We start from the raw sequence: 17,149 nt of genomic DNA on the forward strand, positions 1-17,149 counted from the left end.
CGCGTAATCAGGCGGGCGCAAGATCGTTCGCTTGGCATGAACGACATGAAGCATGCCCTTGCCGGCGCTGCCTTTGCCATCTCTGTTCTCGGCCTGTCTGCCGGACACGCGGTGGCGGACCCTGAGCCCGGCGGGGCCTCCCCGGTACCTCGGCCGTCGCGGGCACGAAACAGCAGTTGTCGGGTGGCGGGGCGAACCTGGGCAGTCTGACTGTCGCCAGGCAGAACATCGACTGGTATAAGCACTGGTAGCCACTCAGACCCGTGCGGTCATCGGCCGGCGTTGGCGCCCCTTGCGGCGAGGTGATAGCACTCGGTGCAGCCGACCGTGGCGCCGAGGCGTCCGACACGGGCGCCTCCCTCCTCGCCGCGCGGGGTCAGGTTCGACGCCGCCGGGTGAGGCCGGGGACTGCCGAGTGGGCGGCCAACTGCCCGCGCAGGCTCGCGTTGGCCTCCTTCATCTGGTGGTTCTCGACCTCCAGGACCTGGACGATCCGGGGCATGAGCTGAAGCTGAGTGCGCAGGTCGTCGCGTTCGGCGCGGACTCGGGCCAGGTCCTGCTGCTGCTTGGCCGCGCGGTCCCGCGCGGTCCCGGACTCCGTCTCCGGGAGAGGCGATCGGGCTTTGACTAGGGCGTAGAAGAGGTCCTTGAGCCCGGTGTGCTTGTGGGTGAGCTTGTTGCGCCGCAGGCCAGCTTCTGAGGCCAGTGAGACGACGGTCAGTTTGCCGTCGGAGTGCAACGGTGTGCCGATGAGCAGGCGCACCATGGCGTCGGTGATGGCTCGCACCTCCGCGGCATCCCTGGAGTCGGCGTCATGGGCGCTGGCGAGGGCCGTGCCGACGAGCTGGGCCAGAACAGCCTCGCCGACCGGGTCGGGGCCGGCGCCGTCGGGAGTGCTCATCGTGGTTCCTTGGTGTCTACTGCACCCGGCTGCTGTGCGTGGTGGCGGCGGATGATCTCGGTGAGGTGGGCCCGGCGCTGCTGTTCGCGGGCCGCGATGGGGTAGGGGTCGAGGCCGGCCTCGGCGGCATCGTCGATCCGAGTGACCTCGGCCCGCAGGGCGGTGACCTGGCTGTCGGTGCGGCTGATGTTCGCGCACGCTGACTGGCAACGGGAGTGGTCCGGGGTGCTGCGGCCGCCGTCGCGCGCCCGGCCTCGGTCCGGGTCGCACAGCGCGGTGAACGCGTCATGGTTGCAGGTCAGGAAGAATTTCGGGTCTTCGTAGACCTGAAGTCGCGGGTTGTCGGCCAGCGCGCGCAGCTCGCGTTTGCCGAGATAGGTTCCGGCGTACCGGTCGGAGAACTCCGCTGCCGCAGCGCGGTATCGGTCGGCGGCCGGGCCGCTGACCGTCTCGCCGGCGGCGATGCGCTCGCCGGCCTCGGTGAGCGTCTCGGCGAGGGCCAGACCCTTCTCCTGGTCCAGGACCTCGAGCATGTCGGCCTTGGAACGGCCTGCGTACGATTCCGACATGGCGGTGGCCGCGTGGCCGTACTGCACCGCGAGGGCGATCCGGCCGCCGGGCTGGCGGTCGATGAACCAGGCGATGGTGCGGCGGAAGCGGCGCAGCGCGACGGCGCCGTCGGGGTCGGCCGGGATCAGCTCGTGCGGGCGGTCGTGGGCGGCGGCGAGCCGGTTGGCCCAGGTGGTGAAGGCGCAGATGCGTTCCACGGCGGCTGCGGAGGACAGGCCGGTGCGGGTGATCGTGCGCTTCGCGCCGCGGAAGAGGGTGCGGGTGAACAACTCGTCTCCCTCTTCGAGCTGTTCCGCGACGGCGATGGCACGGGCGACCGGCTCCAGCACGATCCAAGGGTCCGCGCGCATCTCGCCTTCGGGGATCGTGTTGCCGTCTTCGTCGAGGACGCCCTTGAAGTGCTGTCCGCGCACCTCGTAGCGCACGGTCCCGTCGTCGCGTTCGACGCGGGTGCAGCAGCCGCGGCGCAGGGCCAGCACCTCTTCGGGCCGCATCCCGGAGAGGTACGAGCAGCAGATCAGCACGGCGGTGGACAGGTGCAGCACCAGGGTGTCGACGTCGTCGAAGCCGAGCGCCGGCGTCCAGGGGGCGATGCCGATCCGGCCGGAGACCGGCACGTCGAGCACAGGGCCGGGGCCGAAGTGCTCCGCGGTGAGCTCGTCGGTCAGGGATCTGCGGGCGACGCCGAGCTGGGTGGGGGTGACGCTGATGGTGGCGGCCAGGAAGGTCCCAGCCATCGGCGGTAGCGGGCCGCGGTACCGCGCGGCCACGGCGGCGGCTGCCGGGGCGTTGCTGGTGGGCAGCTGCTGGCCGGCCGCGATCAGGCCGCGCAGATAGGCCCGGGCCTTGTCGATGCCGCCGGGGACCGCCCGGGCGGGTAGGGAGTCGAGCAGCCGGCGGTGCTCGCGGGCGGCGGCCAGGATGTCGTCGGAGAGGTCCAGGACGGTGCGCAGGGCCCAGACCAGCAGCGGGGACATGACGGCCGGGTGCACGATCGGGATGTTGTTCTCGCCATCCGGGGCGTCGTCGTTGGTGCCGAGGAAGTCGGTCATGACCGCGGCCGGATCCTCCCAGGGCGGCATGACCAGCCGGTCGCGCTCGGGGAGGAAGGGCGCGTACGCCCACAGTCGCGAGATGAGCTCCAGGTTTCTGGCGTTGGTGCGCCAGCGGCGCCCGCTGGGCCGCAGCTGCTCGGCGTACGCCTGAAGGTCATCGGCCGTGACCTGGCCGAGTTCGGTGATGCCGCGGGCGGTGAGCCAGGTCGCGAAGCGGATCCAGGTCTGGAAGTAGTGGCGCAGGCTGGCCGGCTGGGTCACCGAGCGCGAGGCCCGCTGCTGGCGCAGGACGGTTGGAGTCGGCACGTTCAGTTCGGCGAACGCCGCGCGCATCAGCGCCAGCCGCAGCGCGGCAGGGCACCGGCTCCAGTCGACGACCAGGGAGCGGTGGGGCTCCTTGGCGCTCATCAGAGCCAGAGGCCACGCCAGGTTGCCGAAGCGTGGCAGCTTCGCCGGGTCGAAGCCGGGCCGCAGGCGGGCGAAGGGCAGGACGAACGCATCGGGCCCTGGAGCGATCACTCTGGGCCCGACCGGGTCGGCGTACGGGGTGCTCACGGGTCGAGTCTCCGCTCCAGCATCGCGTGGAGCAGCTCCCGGTCCGGTTCGCTCGCCGCGGTGACGAGGCGGGGCCTGTTGTCGGTGGTGGTGTAGGTGGTCAGGAAGTCGCCGATCCGGGCGTGGTGGGTAGCCCAGTCCGCGGCCCACACCGCAGGGGTCACCGCCGAGCGCAGCGACTCCAGAGCCTGGTGGAGGTAGGCGATGCGGGGCAGGTCGCGTCCGGTGGCCACCGCGTTTCGGCAGGCGAAGCACAGCAGGAACGACACCGCGCACGGCGTCCCGGCCGCGCTGTGGTCGGAGTTGAGAAAGTCTGCGCACGAGGCGACCGGGGTCCGCAGCCGGCCGGCCACGATCCGGCGGGCCACCTCGATGTTGACCTCGGCCTCCTCGAGCTCGGCGCCGGCCTCGGTGTCGCCGTCGACCTGGTCGACCAGCCGCATGGCCACCGCCTGCCGGGCGGAGGTGAGGGCCTGGGCGAGCCCGAGCTCCACCGCGCCGCGCGAGGCGTCGCGCACCCCCTCGTCCAGCAGCAGGTAGTCCCGCTCGTGGGTGCTCTGGGTGTTGTTGCGAGCCCGGCCGTGGTGCGCCTGGGCGCTGTGCCGCAGCGCCTGGGCATGGATCCGCTGCGGGAGGGCCACGCCGTCGGCGCGGGAATGGCTCTGCCAGCGCCGGATCGCCGCGTCCAGGACGTTGCCAGTAGCGTAGTCGCGCAGGTTCTCGGCCCCGCCCAGGCCACGGTGGCCGACCAGCAGCCTGGCCGTGGGCCGCCCGAGCAGCTCGAGGGTCGCTCGCGCCTGCGCGGTGAGCTCCAGGACGTGACGCAGGGCCCGGCCGCCGGAACCCTCGCCGACGTCGACGAGGGTGTTGCTCGCGTACCGGCGCCGGCCGCGCCGGGCCTTGTCCGTGTCCACCTGATGCACCGCCGGGTCCTCGCGGTCCGCGTTCGGCCACCAGGACGGCACGTCCATCTTCCTGACCACCGACAGGTTCCACGCCTCGTGCACGATCAGCAGCACGGCCGCCGCCCCGATCTCGTCCGGCGTCGCGAAGAGTCGGGTCAACGAGGCGGCGTTGCCCTCGAAGCCGAACGTGCGCTCCACGTATGCCGTCACGGAGCGGTCTGCGCCGCTGCTGTACCGGGGCAGGTCGCCGGTGCAGGCCAGCACGTCCAACACCTCGCCGACCGCCCAGTCGCGGTCCCCGGGCTCGATCGTCCCTGCGCGCCAGCGCGCCAGCACCGCGGTGTTCGCCGCGATCCGCAGTCGGCCGGCGCGCACCGTCACGGCGGCCGCGGTCCGGATCGCCTTCAGCTCCTCGCGGGTGTGAGCCTCCTTGCGGCGCCCGCCGCGGCGGGCCAGCGGGCGCCGCCGCGGCGTCTCCATGAACACCCGCGTCGCCTCTGGCACCCCGGGCGCCCGCCGTACGACCGCGGCCAGGACCCGGCGGACGTGGATGTCGCCGGACCACTTCTTCCACCACTCCACCGTGATCTGCCCGGTCGCGGTGACCGGCGGCTCGGCCGCGGCGGCCGTCTTGAGGAACAGCCGCAGCGTCAGGGCGTTGGTCCGGTAGGTGTCCTCGCTGCCCCAGCCCCGCCCCTGCGCCGCCAGCGCCGCGACCAGGGCCCGGCGGAAGTCCACCGGCCCGGGGCTGTCCCGGAAGTCCCACACACCCAGTGGCTTCCCGTCACCGCTGACCGGGCGCAGCACCAGCCCGTCCGCATCGAGCACCGGCGTCTTGCGGAAGCCGCCCGGGGGCAGCGCCGCCCGGCGGCCCCGGCCGCTCACGCCGCGTCCAGGATCAGACCGGTGCGCTCCGCAAGCTCCGCGATCTTCTCCGCGTTGACCGGGTTGTCGTCGTCGTTGAGCAGCGACTCCAGCTGCAGACCGCGAACCGGCTCCAGGTAGACGTCCCGGGTCACCTGCTCGCTGCGATGCCCGAGCATGTCCTTGACCATCAACCAGACCTGCCCGTACACCTCCTCGTAGTGCAGGCGCTGGGCTGGCGTCAGCCCGAGCCGACGGTCCAGCGCGTTGTGCAGCGCGATCAGCATCCGCAGGGCCATGGAGTGCCGGAGCATCTTCGGGGTCGCGAAGACCTCAAGCCCCGCGTCCGCGCAGCGCTCGCTCGCCCGCTCGAAAACCTTCGTCCAGCTCGCATACTCCATCGGCAGACCGCTCTCCGTCAGCCACAGCATCGCCGGCTCCAGACCGTCCTCGCCGTCGACGAACAGCCGCGTCCGCTCGGGGGCCGTCAGCCGCCCCAGCGCGCTCTGGCCCGACCCACCGTCCCGGTTCGTCCAGTACACCCGTCCCGCCCGGGTGACCTCGCGGACGATCCGCAGACCCGGCAACCGGTCGTAGACGCCCCGCGCCCGGGCGCGGGCCACCGCCAGAGCCCGCGTGCTCATCCGGTAGCCCTCGATGCGCTGGAGCGCCGGATGGCCGACGTAGAAGGTGTAGCCGGCCCGCTTGGCCACGGCCTGGCCGACCTTGCCCGCGTAGTAGTTCCGGAGCCCCAGGGCGGGGAGCTCGCACGTCAGCAGGGTGCCACCCTCGCGGCGCCGCAGACCGCTGGAGTACAGCAGGTCAGCGAACGCCGTGTCCCGGCCGGAGCACCGGCCACGCCATGCCTCATCCTCCAGCCCGCTCGGCAGCATCCCGCCGAGCCCGACGCTGCGCCACAGCCGAAGGCCCGAGGCGACAGCCACTTCACATCCGAGGTCTTCACGTCCGACGGCACGGGCAGCATCACCGGGTTCGCCGGCACAAAGCCGTGCCCGGCCGCGATGTCGTACAGCAGCTTCAGCGCAGCCAGTTCCTTCGCCCAGATCCCGCCGCCGACCGGCGCCGGGTTCTCCGCTCCCCGCCGGCGCCACGCCTCCCAGTCCTCTACGTCATCCTCCGACGCCTCGTCCCAGTTCAGCCCGCGCTGCCACAGGAAAGTGAAGAACAACCGGTAGATCGGCGCGTAGGTGAGCTGCGTGCCCTGCGCCTTCGCCGAGAACGCCGACCGCCGGAAGCACTCGCTCAGCCGGGGATCGACCCGCCCCTCCGGCGAGACCAGGATCGGCTGCTGCTCACGCAGCCCCAGCGCGCGCTCGCGCGCCTGCAGGTCTTCCCACCCAGCCACCGGCCAGTCGGCAGCGGGCGCCCCGCCACTACCCACCCAGAACAGCCGCCACTCGTAAGCCACTTCGCTCCCTCAGCCGCAACACGACATGAGGCAACACAGCGTATGTCTACAGAACACCGCTACGTGTTCCGGCTTGGCAGGAACCGACGCGAGCGGGAGAGTATCCGGCTCGGGATCGACCGCCGCCCCTACCCGAAGCGCCCCGACCACGATCCCGTGCGGCCATGAGCCCGGGGCGCAGCACACCCCTCGCGCACCCCACCATCCAACTCCGCCAGGACGCCGTACCGTTGACGTCCAGCAACGAGCCAGAAGGGCGCGTGATCGTCATCGTGCCCTGCTCGGCCGCCAAACTCCCAACAGACCGCCCCACCCCGGCCCGCCACCTCTACACCGGCTCGTATCACCTCATGTGCCGACGAGCCGCCGAGAGGATCGCCGGTCCCGCCAGCGTTCTCGTGCTCTCCGCCCTGCACGGTTTCGTCCGCCTTGACGACGAGCTCCTTCCGTACGAGCAGCCTGCTCCCGGACATGTCAGCGTCGAGCAGTTGCGCGTTCAAGCCGCTGCGCTTGGCGTCCTCGCGGCGCGCGATCTGATCGCCCTGGGCGGCCGCGCCTACGTCGACGCGGTCACCGCCGTACGGCCGGACACTCTGCGTCCCCTGGACGGATGCCGCGGCATCGCCGAGTTGCGCTCCCGACTCGCTCGCCTGGCCGCGGCCGATGATCCGATAGGCCTGGTTCGCACCAAGTCGCCGTGGTGCCGGAGGAGTTAAGGGTTGTTGGGTGGGGGCGACGGCTTGGTGCGGGTCGTCAGCTGGCGACGGCGTCGGGCGCGTAGGGCGCCGGCGGCAAGGCTGGCGATGGCTGCTGTGGCCAGTTGTGCGGGTAGCTCGGTCACGAGTCCGTGGAGGATCTGGAGAAGGGCGTGCTGGAGAAGATCGGGCATCGGTAGTGTCTCCCAAACGTGAGTGCGAACACGGCTCTACGTCCCTGGTGATGGGACGTGCGTCGTGCGGTGTTGCACACCCTGCACTGCGCTGAAAGGACCGCTCCAGTTGTCTGGCCGATGGACTGGACAGGGCTGGACAGCGCCAGAGACGGATGGGAATTCGGGTGGGTGACTTAAAGCGGCGGACCAAGCCGTGGGGTGATCTCAAGGGCCCCACCAAGCAGGCCGAGGCCCTGGCGAGTCTCCTGCGGGGGTGGCTGGATACAGCGCAGCTGCGCCTCGATGACGTCGTGGCGCAGCTGAAGCCTGAGCACTTCAGCACTGGACGTATACCTGGCCGTTCCACCATCGGCGAGAGGCTTGCCGGGGTGCGTCTGGACGATGAGTTCGTCCAGGCGATCGCTGATATCTGCTCCGGTGACGATGCCGCGCTCCGGGAGCGGATGATCACCGAAGCCCGAGTCCTCGCCTCGCAGAAAGGCCCCGCCCGGCCGGCGAAGACCTCCGGGGGGAAACCGGACCCGGCTGCACTGGCGAACGAGCTGGTCGCAGTGCAGAGGCGTTCACTGGCACTGCAGGACAAGCTGATGCGGGCGTGGGAGCGCGCCGTGGAGCTGGATCGTGAGCGTTCCAAGAGCCATCAGATGGTGATGGTGCTGTTGGCCATGGTCGATACGCTGCAGCGCGACATCACCACCCTGCACGCTGAGCGCGACAGGCTACGGGAGCGCGAACACCGTCCTCAACAGCTGGATGACGTGTGTCAGAAGCTGGCGCGCAGTGAAGAGCAGCGGCGGTCCGCGGAAGCCGAACTCGAGCGTGCCCGGGAGGAACGAAGCAAGGCCGACCGGCTGGCCGAAGAGGCAGCCGAGCAGATCCGTACCCTCAGGGAAGAACTCGAGCGGCTGCGTCAGGGCACTGGACATCCGGATAACTCCCCGCCGCTGGCGGTTCCCAGCCCATCGGCATCGCAAGGCGAGGACTTCGATGCAGCGGCGGACGACATGGATGACGCGCTGGCCAAAGCCTCCCGGCACTTGGACGACGGGGCCGAGCGTCTTGACCACCTTGCCTGCGAGTTGCGGCAGGACCTTCCATTGGATAACTCAGCCGCCAAAGCCGAGACCGGTGAAGCGGCCGACCCGCCGGACGTCGAGGCCTTGACGCTGGGGATCCTGACGCAGGTGCGGGCGATGAAGGAGCACGGATCTTCGTTTGTCTCCTTCGCTCTCGAAGGGCCGGCGGATCACATCGTCGGGGTGATGAGGATCCTGCTCCTCTCCGACCACGGCGAGGAGGACTGGGACCTGGCCCACGAGCTGCTGGACGTCGCAGGCACCAAGGGAGCCCCGTCCCATCTCTGTGCCCTTCTGGCTGAGCTGCGCTCCCACGGCAACGGGGACACCTACGCCTACGAGCTGCTGAGTGCGATTGCAGCGAACCGCGGGACCAGCGCACTGGTCGCCACCGTGGCCGCATTGCGCGAGGCAGGGCAGGACGCGGATGCCTATCAGCTGCTGACCGCAGTGGCACGGGTCAGCAGGGTCTGGTTCATCTCTCCTGTCGTGCTGCAGCTCAGCGACACGGATGCGACCTGGCTGATCGGAGCGCTGGTCGCTGAGCGCAGTGAAGAGGACATCGTCACAGTCCGCGAGATGCTGCGTTTCGGAGGCCGCCAGCGTTACGTCGCACTGCTCTCGCTCCCGGAGGTCCGCAGGCGATCGCTCGACATGCCGGCGGTACAGGCGCCGCCTTCCTTCGTGGATGCGTGACCCTGGGGAGACGCATGACTTCCTGTCTCGTGTGTTGGGGCATCGACCTGGACGCCAGTGACCCTGTCGAGGCCGCCCGTAGGGCCCCCGCGATCCAGCGCGATCCCCAGTTCATGGCCGCGACCTTCACCGTGCACGGTATGGCCCAGGTGGCATCCACTTGACACTCGCAGTGCCCATGAGGAGGCCATCGCGGCTGGCCGGCTCACCCCTCGGGCGTGTGCAGGCAGGTCTCACGCTGCCGGTAGCCGCCCGGGACGCCGGCGCCCACCGCCGCCCAGAAGGCCCGGGAGTCGCGGAAATGGCCGCCCAGGGTGTGCCAGGACAGGCCGGGATGCTCGAGGCGCAGCGCCTCCAAGGCCGCGGTGGCCAGCCCGCACCGCTGGTACTTCTCCAGGGTGTAGGGCTGTTCGACCCACCCGAGTCCGCAGGCGGCGCACACGGTGTAGTCGACGGCGAAGGCGACATCGCCGGCGAGGTTCGCGGCCCGCTCCCTCCAGCCGGGCCGCTCCGAGGAGGGAGTGTCTTGCCAGGGCGCATCCAGCCGGATGACCGTCCAACCGGTGGGCTGTCGGCTCCACCTGCCGCCGCTGATCGCACGTAAGAGCCGCTGCCAGGGCGTGCCGTCTGCCGCCCCCGCCACGTTCCGGGCCTGCGCGGCCAGCGCCCGCGCAGCGTCCCGCTCCTCAACATCTGCCATGCCGACCACCCTGCCCAGACAGTCGGCACCCTCAACTCCCGTCTGGTGGTCCGGAGTCCATATCCGTCGGCTAGGGCAGCGCACCGCCGTCCCTTGCCTGGCCTGCTGCGGACGCCCGGGGCGGGGATCAGCCTCGAGCGATGCATGTTCACCCGTCAGAGGGGCCGCGCGTGGCGTCGGCGGCGGTCCAGTGGGTAGGGGCGTTGGGGCGAGACCAGTCCGGTGGTGAAGCGGGGTGTGGCGGAGGTCTACTGCCGCTTCGCCTGCAGTTTCGGCGTGATCACGCGGTCCCCGTCGGTGAACGGGTTGGTGGTGACGTCGAGGCCGAAGAGTGCGTAGATGTGCCGCAGGGCTTCGTAGGCGTCGCGTTCCGGGTCGCCCAGGGCCTTCCAGCTGTGGTTCCAGTTGCTGCTTGTGGCCGGGTGCGGGGCTGCTCGCAAGGGGAAGGTGGGGTCTTCACCGGGGGCGAGGGTACGTGCTGGCGCCTGGGCGAAGTCCGAGGCGACGATCCGGTGTGTCCAGGTGCTGTCGACCAGCGGCAGCACGTGCCGGTCGACCAGGCGGAAGTACTCCAGGGTGATCTCGGTCAGCACGAACACGCTGATCCTGCGTGCTCCGTCGCTGGAGTAGTACTCCATCGCCCAGCCCAGCATGTCCGGGTTGGCCGCGGCGGCGGCGGTGACCGCTCCGTCGGCATCGATCAGCAGCCCGCCGCGGGCGGCCATGGTCAGAAGGAGACCGCCCTCGCGAGGCTCCGGATGCGTATGCAGCGAGGCCCAGTTGAAGGCGTGGGCGTCCCGGAGCGTGTCCTGGTTACTCAGGACGTCCCGCAGGCCGCCGTCGGCGTACATACCGGGAAGGAGGCCATGCGGATGGTCGGGGACGCTCTGGAGGAAGAGCACCGGCGTCTCCTCCATGCCCAGGTCGGCGCGTAGGGCTTCCCGAGCCCCGGGCCGGTCCGCGGCCGGCGCGGGCACGGCGGGCCTGGCGCCGTGCCGCGCGCGCAGGCCGTCGTTGAGGAGCCGGTACACCTCGTCCTGCGGGAGGAAGGCGGTGGTGTCGCCGTTGCGGATCGGGACAGCCCAGCTGTTCTTGATGAACTTGCCGTCGTCGGTGATGCCGCGGGTGACCACCGCCCACCGGTCGGCTTCGGGGAGCGGCGGCACCTCGATCACGAAGTAGTGCCCGGATGCCTCCGGGTCGCCTTCGGGGTGGTCGTACCAGAAGAACTTCACCTTCAGCAGCGGGCGTACGTACTCGGCGATGATGTCCTTGTACTTCGTGCTGTCGACCAGCCTTTTGTCGAAGGGCGTCACCTTCTCGGCGACCTCGTAGAGCTCGGTCTGCTTCTTCTTGGCTTTGAAGCCGCACACGAGCAGGCCGCCGCCGGCGTTGGAGAACGCGGCGACGTCCTTGGCGAGTTCGAACTTGCCCTTGTCGGTGCTCAGATCATAGGGCCCCTCGGGCGGGACGCTCTTGAAGTCGAGCCACTCGCTCTCCGGCGTGCCCACGATCTCGTACGGCTGCTGCGCGGTGAGGTAGGAGACGAGCTGAACCATGCTGTCGGCGGCCATGCCGCCGGAGCCTACGCGTGCGCGGGCACCGCCTGCACGGAGTGTCGCGGCGCGCGCCAAACTGCGCGACCAAGCGTTGCACAGCGGACCGCAGCGGCGGTGCAGGGTCCTTTCCTCCGTACTGCTGGCGGCCCCGGGATCGGGGCGTCGCCAGCAGTGGTGCAGGACGGGATCAGCTGATGCGCCAGGTCAGTGCTGCTGGATCCACCAGATGATCCACCCGGTCGTGCTCGTGCCCAGGGGGCCGGCGGCGCCGCGGACGATGCCGTGGCCCGCCGTACGGGCTAGAGAGCGCAGGCGACGGCAGCGGCCGCTGTCCACGAGCTGCTGTAGTTGGCCCCGATCCGGGCCCCGATGCGGTGCAGCGTGCCGTTGCCCCGGTGGTGCCGGGGCGATGCCGGCCTGTCGGTCCTCAAGCAGCAGGTGGCCCATAAGCGGACGATTCGCACTCCAGTGAGGATCACTCAGCTACCAAGGACGGCTGCCTGGGAGAGCAGCGTGGCAAAAGACGGCGTGGAACGAGCAGGCCGTGATGACGGGGTGCGGGCTCAGTCCAGCCAGTGCACAAGGCGTGCGGTGTCGTGCACGGTAAGGGCGCGTTCTTCGAGGCCGAGCGCGTACTGCCAGGCTGCGTCGTCACCGTGGGTCAGCATCAGTGCGGACAGGCTGATCAGCCGGGCGCTTCCCAGACAGGCCACGTCGAGGGCCAGCACCAGCATTTCGGGGGAGACGGTGTTGGCGTGGAGGACATCCTCGCTGTAACGGGCCATGTGAACGAGTCCGATGGGGGTGCTGTGCGTGACCTGGCTCAGCAGCGAGTACGCCACAGGCAGCCAGCCAGGCTCGGGGTAGGGCGCTCCCATGAGCAAGAGCATCTCGTCGATCGGTGGCAGCGGCTTCCGGCCTTTGGATATCGTCTCCGGCCCTTCGACGACGGTGGCAGGCAGTTGGAACAGTCTCTTGGCAGCCGCAAGGGCCACACCGTTGCCGGCGAACAGTTCAATCGTCTTCTTCTTGCGGGCGCGGAACTCGTCGAAGTAGCGAGTGGAGCGCTGTACGAACGCGTCCTCGTCCTCGTGGTTCTGGGTCAGCCAGGTGAAGCGGGCGGCTTCCTCCAAGAGCATGCGCGCGCCGAACACCGCGGTGACAGCGGCGTGCTGGTCGTAGGTGGCCATCACGGTGGCGAAGGTGGAGTGGGCTCCGGCATACGCCAGGACACTGGCCAGCTTGGGGTTGCCGTGTGCCCAGGGGCTGGTGTGCCAGCTGTTGAGAAAGACGTCGTACTCCTCGGCTGCCGCGATGACGGGACCGGCGTCGGCGATGTCCGGCAGCAGGCTGCCGGGGTCCACCAGCACTTCGGGACGAAGACGCAGCTGCCGTGGGCGGGTTCTAACCTTGGAGGAGGCGTTCGCCGCGGCCTTCGGGTCGCCCAGGCCGTGCACCGTGCGCGCCGCGGCAACCACCTCCTCGGTCAGCCGCATCGCCTGGCCGAGGAAACCGGCCTGATCGACCTCCGGCGGCCAGCACTCCGGCACCGCCGAGCACACGCCCAGGAGCGTGACGGTGACACCGACGGCCGCGACATGCATGAACAGGGCTTCGTGATCGGCACGCAGATCATGGCCGGGCACACCCCCGGCGGCCAGGCTGCTCTGCAGCCCCAGCAGGTTGCCGTGGCCTGCATGACCCAGCACCATCACGGCACCCCGCAGCCCGGACATGGCCAGCATGCCGCGGGCCGCCTCCAGGAGATCCTCCACGCGGCCCCCCACGACCGCAGGCGCCACCGGCGGGGCGGGAGAATCCAGGAACATGTCCAGCAACTCCTGCTCGTCCGGAAGCGGTGGCGCTGACAGCGCCGCAAGGGATCCTCCCGACAGATCGGTGACACCGCTCAGCGGCACAAACCACCGGGAAAGATGCGGGAAGCTCACGTCATGGTCAGCCACATAGCCGCAGATCCGGTTGCGCTCCTCCAGCATGCTGCCCATCAAAGCGCCCCGGCGCTCCGCCGCATCCTGCGCGATCCACTGCCAGCGCAAGCCGTCATCGAACAGACTCCGCGCCAGCGCCCCCACAACCGTGCCGCCCAGCCCCGAGCCGAGCAGCGAGTCCGCGCATGCGTAGCGCCACCGAGCGAAAGGAAACACCGACTCGGACAGAAACTGATCGCCCGGCCCGTCGAAGTGGAACACCGTCGGCAGGTCGGCAAGATGCAGCCGCAGGGCCCGCGTTGCTGCCCGCAGTCGCACAGTCGCGGCATCCGCCTTCCGCCCGTCAGGACGCCTGCCGTCTGTCCCCGTCCCCTGCGACTGCTGTCCGCTCATCTCCACCCCTCTGCGTTGTCCGCTTCATTCATTGTGACGTCGGCCGTCCTTTCTGCGATCGCCCCGGGACCGCGCAGAGGGCTCGCGTGCGCGTACGGCGACACCCCTTGACCACCACGACGACCGACTCTTGTCGGCCAGGCGGCAGTCGGCGCCCATGGGTGGTGGGCCGACCCCGGTTTCAGTGCGCTCCGCGCCCTGCTCCCTCGCTCCGCGCTGCCGAATCCCTTGCCCGTGACGCTGCGCGCCACGGGCTCCCGACCCGCCCCGGCCAGGCACCTCAAAACCTGCTCTGGCCAGGCCAAATACCCGAAGAATGATCGCGCCACCTCTACAAAATCTGATACTAGTGCGGTATGTTTGTCTTGTTGGTCGGTCCTGTGGCAAGGCCCCAACACCGAAGACCCACACCCAGTTCAGGAAGGCACTCATGCTCCCTGCAACCACCACCGCCAGTGACGACCAGCGCTTCGCCCTGATCATCCAGCCCAGCGGCGCCTTCCGCCTGCTGACCTGGCTTCCCGTCAGCGCCCCCTGCCACGCGCTGTGCTGCGACACCGCCCGCCCGGTCGATCTCACCACCACCCTGACCCTGTGGGTCGACGAGGACGCCGCAGCGTACGACGAGAAGCCCAACAAGGCGGCCCACGGCCTCATCGGGCTCTACCGGCCCACCCCGCTGCCGTACATCGGCGACGTCGTCCTCACCGGCGCGCCCGACGCCGACGGCAATGCCGCCGGACTCAGCCACCCCCAGGCCTTCGCCCTCATCGACCTCTACCTGGACACGGCCACGGTCGGCCTCATGCCCCATCCCCGCTCCTGATCACAGGTCACGCGCTGGCCCCGCCCTCGTCTGGGGGCCAGCCACCCCCGGCAATTCAGCAGAGAGGGAACAGCCAATGGAGAGCGGACCTGTTCAGACTTTCACCGTCATCGGCCTGCGCTCGGACGGCGACATGAGAGACCTATTCATCGCGGGAGTAATCCCCGGACCCGTCTCCGATGAAGTCGTGATTCTCAAAACCAGCGAAGAAGAATTCACCCGCTGGGCGATGGAATTCGACGCCCTCGACGCGGATTCCGCCGCCGCGCAGGCCTACTCCTACTGCCAAGAAGAGGACCCATGTTCCTGGTGACCAGTGACGCCCGACTTGATGTCGTCGTCGTCGCTCCGGCCTGCGCCGAAGCCCTCGACGACAAGGCCCGCACCGCGATCGATGGCGCGGGCTTCGTCTGGGACGCCGACATCGAGGCGTACACGAAGCCGGGCCAGGACGAGGCCGCAGCCATCCAGATCGCCGGACTGCTGTTCGCCCTCGGCCACGCCGTCCAGACCCGCTGACCACAGGCCAGCAGCAATCCCCGGCGGCGGGGGAGTGGCACCCCCGCCGCCGGGACCGACCGAAGACACACGCGACGAAGTCCCAAGGAGTACACCGTGACCATCACCGACGTGAACGCCGCTTTCGCCGACGAGAAGGCCCGCCAGATCGACGCCGTGCGCAACCGTGAGCGCACGTTCCAGGCCCGCGTCGACCGGGGCGAAATCCGCCTGCTCGGCGGCGACCGGTACGAGGTGCTGATCGGCTGGGACCGGGGTGAAGTGTTCACCGTCTCCCGCAACGCCGAAGGCGAGATCGACGCGATCATCGCGAACCACGGCCTGGATGAGCGCGCAGACGGCACGATCGCCCTGTACGCATCGTCCCCGGCCTGGCACGGACTGGGCCAGATCATCCCCGGCGGAACCACAGACATCGACACCGTGCTCCGCGAAGGCGGGCTCGACTTCACCGTCACCACCGTCCCCGCCCTGTACCAGTGGGACGGCGAACTGCGCGAACACGCCGACCAGTTCCACACCGTCCGCGAAGACGGCGGCGCCCCGCTCGGCGCCGTCGGCCGCCGCTACCGGCCGATCCAGAACCGGCAGGGCTTCGAGTTCCTTCAGGAGCTGGTGGGGCGCTTCGATGTGGTGTGGGAGTCCGCTGGAGTGATCCGGGGCGGGCGTCGCGTGTTCATCTCGATCAGGCTTCCCGAGTCCGTCACGGTCGACGCCGAGGGCATCAACGACGTCATCGTCCCGTACGTCGCGGTGATACTTGAACCAGTAGCCGCTGTAGTCGGCGGGGTAGTAGAGGGCGCGCACGACGCTCGGGGTGCGGGGTCGTGGCGATGGTCAGGCTGGTGAAGGCGGGACCGATGGTCATGGAGGCGATGTCCAGGCGGATGAGGGAGCGGCGGGCGCCGTCGAGACCGGGGCCGGACACCGAGGTCAGCCGGCCGTCGTCGGCGTCGTAGTGGAAGGTGACGCTCCTGCCGAGGGTGTCGGCGATCGTGTCGATCTCCGGGCCGGTGTTGTTCCGGTAGGCGATGGTGATGGCGTTGCCCTGGGCGTCGGTTATCCGGGTCGGGAAGAGCACGCCCCAGCTCGGCAGCAGCTGCCCTGTGGCCGGATCCCGGTAGTCGTGACCGCGAGCGGTGAACTCGACGGTCCTGCCATCCGGGTGGCGAGCCTGCGCCCACTGGAGTCCGCCGGAGCGATCATCGACATGCCGGTAGTCGATGAACGTGCCATCCGAGGTCCGGCCCACGCACTCCCAGCGCCGGTTCTCGTCGCCCGTGCGCTGCGTCGCCTGGTAGGGATGCCGGGTGCCGTCGGGGCTGACCAGCATGCTGCCTTTGCGCCCGAGGCGGATGATCCGGCCGAACCCCAGCGACCAGCCGGGCGCCGGCCAGCCCTTGTCGACGTCGAACTCCACCCGGTCCTCGGTTCGGCTCCACACGCGGGAGTTGTAGACGAGGTCGAGGCGCAGATTCATGCCGCGCCCTGGGAGGTCGATCACCGGGGCGGAGAAGGTGAAGTTGGCGCTGCCTACGGTCACGGCCTCGGTGGCGTTCTCGCTGTGCAGTCCGAGCGATACCTGACCCATCATCAGATCGAAGCTCTGATGGCCGAGGCCGACGCGGTTCGACGGATCAACGGCCGACTCCGCTGTTGCGGTGCTCTTGGAGGTGAGCAAGCCTCACTCGCTGGCCTGGGAGTTGCTCAGTTTTGCGGAGCGCAACTCGGTAGAAGTTACCAATAGGCAACTCTAAGGACGGGTTGAGTGTGAACCTCTGTGAAGTTGGCTTGATCTGCGATTTTTGGTGATGGCTATAGGGTTTGCTCAAGCGGAGCTTTGGTTGCTCATGGGCAAGGGGCCGCCGGTAGCAGGGGTCGGGCGAGGCCCGGAGAAGTCCCCTGCCCTGTGGCGTGACAACGCTTTGTCAGGCCTGGCGTGAGCTATACGGGCCCGTCTCCGTAGGCTGATTCCTTGTTCCAGCCCGGGGGAGCCCTGGGCGACAGATGCGGGCAGCAGGGGTACGCAATGCACAGCAGCGAGGACACCGGGGCGACGGATGTCCAGATCAGGCTCGACTCGGCGACTGATCTCGACGATCAGTTGGCGCTGATCGGGTGGCACCGCGGTAAAGGCGGCCTCCAGGGGCGCGGCCGGACCTCCACGCACCTGAAGCTGTGACAGGTTGCCGAACCGGCCGGTCAGTTCGGCCACACCAGGTGTTCGTGGCGGGCCCGATCCTCCTTGATGAAGACCGGG

General features: G+C 69.5%; 16 protein-coding genes. 8 read left to right on the plus strand and 8 right to left on the minus strand.

Translation table 11 applies throughout. The features are described from left to right. Positions 1-376 precede the first annotated feature (376 nt). From ACZ39I_RS40335 to ACZ39I_RS40350, 4 genes are read right to left on the minus strand one after another with little or no spacing between them, the layout of a single operon-like run. Positions 377-901, minus strand: a complete 525-nt coding sequence (locus ACZ39I_RS40335) for a hypothetical protein (protein WP_467250541.1) — start codon at positions 899-901, stop codon at positions 377-379. Beyond that, a complete protein-coding gene (locus ACZ39I_RS40340) occupies positions 898-3,081 on the minus strand; it encodes a hypothetical protein (RefSeq protein WP_467250543.1) in 2,184 nt (727 codons plus the stop codon). Before ACZ39I_RS40340 ends, ACZ39I_RS40335 begins: the two co-directional genes overlap by 4 nt. Continuing rightward, positions 3,078-4,871: a hypothetical protein gene (locus ACZ39I_RS40345; protein WP_467250545.1), complete on the minus strand. Its 1,794-nt coding sequence runs from the start codon at positions 4,869-4,871 to the stop codon at positions 3,078-3,080. The genes ACZ39I_RS40340 and ACZ39I_RS40345 overlap by 4 nt, the downstream gene beginning before the upstream one ends. Continuing rightward, positions 4,868-5,743, minus strand: a complete 876-nt coding sequence (locus tag ACZ39I_RS40350) for a hypothetical protein (RefSeq protein WP_467250547.1) — start codon at positions 5,741-5,743, stop codon at positions 4,868-4,870. Before ACZ39I_RS40350 ends, ACZ39I_RS40345 begins: the two co-directional genes overlap by 4 nt. Before the next feature lie 700 nt (positions 5,744-6,443). On the opposite strand from ACZ39I_RS40350, the gene ACZ39I_RS40355 reads away from it, so the two are divergent. The 3 genes from ACZ39I_RS40355 to ACZ39I_RS40365 all read left to right on the plus strand — a co-directional run bounded on the left by ACZ39I_RS40355 (position 6,444) and on the right by ACZ39I_RS40365 (position 9,107). Beyond that, complete coding sequence (locus ACZ39I_RS40355) at positions 6,444-6,995, plus strand: DUF6884 domain-containing protein (RefSeq protein WP_467250549.1); 552 nt, start codon at positions 6,444-6,446, stop codon at positions 6,993-6,995. 340 nt (positions 6,996-7,335) lie between these two features. Beyond that, positions 7,336-8,943: a hypothetical protein gene (locus tag ACZ39I_RS40360; protein WP_467250551.1), complete on the plus strand. Its 1,608-nt coding sequence runs from the start codon at positions 7,336-7,338 to the stop codon at positions 8,941-8,943. A 14-nt stretch (positions 8,944-8,957) separates the two neighbouring features. Beyond that, the gene (locus tag ACZ39I_RS40365; protein WP_467250553.1) at positions 8,958-9,107 is read left to right on the plus strand and encodes a hypothetical protein; all 150 of its coding nucleotides are present in this window, start codon (positions 8,958-8,960) and stop codon (positions 9,105-9,107) included. A 41-nt stretch (positions 9,108-9,148) separates the two neighbouring features. On the opposite strand, the gene ACZ39I_RS40370 is transcribed toward ACZ39I_RS40365, so the two are convergent. The 3 genes from ACZ39I_RS40370 to ACZ39I_RS40380 all read right to left on the minus strand — a co-directional run bounded on the left by ACZ39I_RS40370 (position 9,149) and on the right by ACZ39I_RS40380 (position 13,544). Then, entirely contained in the window at positions 9,149-9,643 is a 495-nt protein-coding gene (locus ACZ39I_RS40370; protein WP_467250555.1) for a hypothetical protein, read from the minus strand. 248 nt (positions 9,644-9,891) lie between these two features. Continuing rightward, positions 9,892-11,217: an AlbA family DNA-binding domain-containing protein gene (locus ACZ39I_RS40375; protein WP_467250557.1), complete on the minus strand. Its 1,326-nt coding sequence runs from the start codon at positions 11,215-11,217 to the stop codon at positions 9,892-9,894. A gap of 548 nt (positions 11,218-11,765) precedes the next feature. Beyond that, positions 11,766-13,544 carry a hypothetical protein gene (locus tag ACZ39I_RS40380; protein ID WP_467250559.1) on the minus strand — a complete coding sequence of 593 codons (1,779 nt, stop codon included), beginning with the start codon at positions 13,542-13,544 and terminating at the stop codon, positions 11,766-11,768. A 430-nt stretch (positions 13,545-13,974) separates the two neighbouring features. On the opposite strand from ACZ39I_RS40380, the gene ACZ39I_RS40385 reads away from it, so the two are divergent. The 4 genes from ACZ39I_RS40385 (at position 13,975) to ACZ39I_RS40400 (ending at position 15,738) form a co-directional block, all read left to right on the plus strand. Beyond that, positions 13,975-14,370, plus strand: coding sequence for a DUF3846 domain-containing protein (locus ACZ39I_RS40385; RefSeq protein ID WP_467250561.1), 396 nt, complete (start codon positions 13,975-13,977; stop codon positions 14,368-14,370). Between the two features lie 76 nt (positions 14,371-14,446). Further along, positions 14,447-14,683, plus strand: a complete 237-nt coding sequence (locus ACZ39I_RS40390) for a hypothetical protein (RefSeq protein ID WP_467250563.1) — start codon at positions 14,447-14,449, stop codon at positions 14,681-14,683. After that, positions 14,671-14,889, plus strand: coding sequence for a hypothetical protein (locus ACZ39I_RS40395; protein WP_467250565.1), 219 nt, complete (start codon positions 14,671-14,673; stop codon positions 14,887-14,889). Before ACZ39I_RS40390 ends, ACZ39I_RS40395 begins: the two co-directional genes overlap by 13 nt. A gap of 96 nt (positions 14,890-14,985) precedes the next feature. Next, positions 14,986-15,738 carry a DUF932 domain-containing protein gene (locus ACZ39I_RS40400; protein ID WP_467250567.1) on the plus strand — a complete coding sequence of 251 codons (753 nt, stop codon included), beginning with the start codon at positions 14,986-14,988 and terminating at the stop codon, positions 15,736-15,738. Here the strand turns inward: ACZ39I_RS40400 and ACZ39I_RS40405 are convergent. Beyond that, entirely contained in the window at positions 15,623-16,480 is an 858-nt protein-coding gene (locus ACZ39I_RS40405) for a hypothetical protein (protein ID WP_467250569.1), read from the minus strand. The genes ACZ39I_RS40400 and ACZ39I_RS40405 overlap by 116 nt on opposite strands. A gap of 438 nt (positions 16,481-16,918) precedes the next feature. Here ACZ39I_RS40405 and ACZ39I_RS40410 point away from each other — a divergent pair, with 438 nt between their 5' ends. After that, the gene (locus ACZ39I_RS40410) at positions 16,919-17,071 is read left to right on the plus strand and encodes a hypothetical protein (protein WP_467250571.1); all 153 of its coding nucleotides are present in this window, start codon (positions 16,919-16,921) and stop codon (positions 17,069-17,071) included. The last annotated feature ends 78 nt before the right edge of the window (positions 17,072-17,149 follow it).

The organism is Streptomyces sp. NPDC024687 (assembly GCF_055559055.1).

What these genes read in the sequence shown, in the direction of transcription:
- ACZ39I_RS40335 (WP_467250541.1), bottom strand. Translation starts at nt 901, where the DNA reads ATGAGCACTCCCGACGGCGCCGGCCCCGACCCGGTCGGCGAGGCTGTT.
- ACZ39I_RS40350 (WP_467250547.1), bottom strand. Translation starts at nt 5,743, where the DNA reads ATGCTGCCGAGCGGGCTGGAGGATGAGGCATGGCGTGGCCGGTGCTCC.
- ACZ39I_RS40355 (WP_467250549.1), top strand. Translation starts at nt 6,444, where the DNA reads ATGAGCCCGGGGCGCAGCACACCCCTCGCGCACCCCACCATCCAACTC.
- ACZ39I_RS40365 (WP_467250553.1), top strand. Translation starts at nt 8,958, where the DNA reads ATGACTTCCTGTCTCGTGTGTTGGGGCATCGACCTGGACGCCAGTGAC.
- ACZ39I_RS40370 (WP_467250555.1), bottom strand. Translation starts at nt 9,643, where the DNA reads ATGGCAGATGTTGAGGAGCGGGACGCTGCGCGGGCGCTGGCCGCGCAG.
- ACZ39I_RS40375 (WP_467250557.1), bottom strand. Translation starts at nt 11,217, where the DNA reads ATGGCCGCCGACAGCATGGTTCAGCTCGTCTCCTACCTCACCGCGCAG.
- ACZ39I_RS40380 (WP_467250559.1), bottom strand. Translation starts at nt 13,544, where the DNA reads ATGAGCGGACAGCAGTCGCAGGGGACGGGGACAGACGGCAGGCGTCCT.
- ACZ39I_RS40385 (WP_467250561.1), top strand. Translation starts at nt 13,975, where the DNA reads ATGCTCCCTGCAACCACCACCGCCAGTGACGACCAGCGCTTCGCCCTG.
- ACZ39I_RS40390 (WP_467250563.1), top strand. Translation starts at nt 14,447, where the DNA reads ATGGAGAGCGGACCTGTTCAGACTTTCACCGTCATCGGCCTGCGCTCG.
- ACZ39I_RS40395 (WP_467250565.1), top strand. Translation starts at nt 14,671, where the DNA reads ATGTTCCTGGTGACCAGTGACGCCCGACTTGATGTCGTCGTCGTCGCT.
- ACZ39I_RS40405 (WP_467250569.1), bottom strand. Translation starts at nt 16,480, where the DNA reads ATGGGTCAGGTATCGCTCGGACTGCACAGCGAGAACGCCACCGAGGCC.
- ACZ39I_RS40410 (WP_467250571.1), top strand. Translation starts at nt 16,919, where the DNA reads ATGCACAGCAGCGAGGACACCGGGGCGACGGATGTCCAGATCAGGCTC.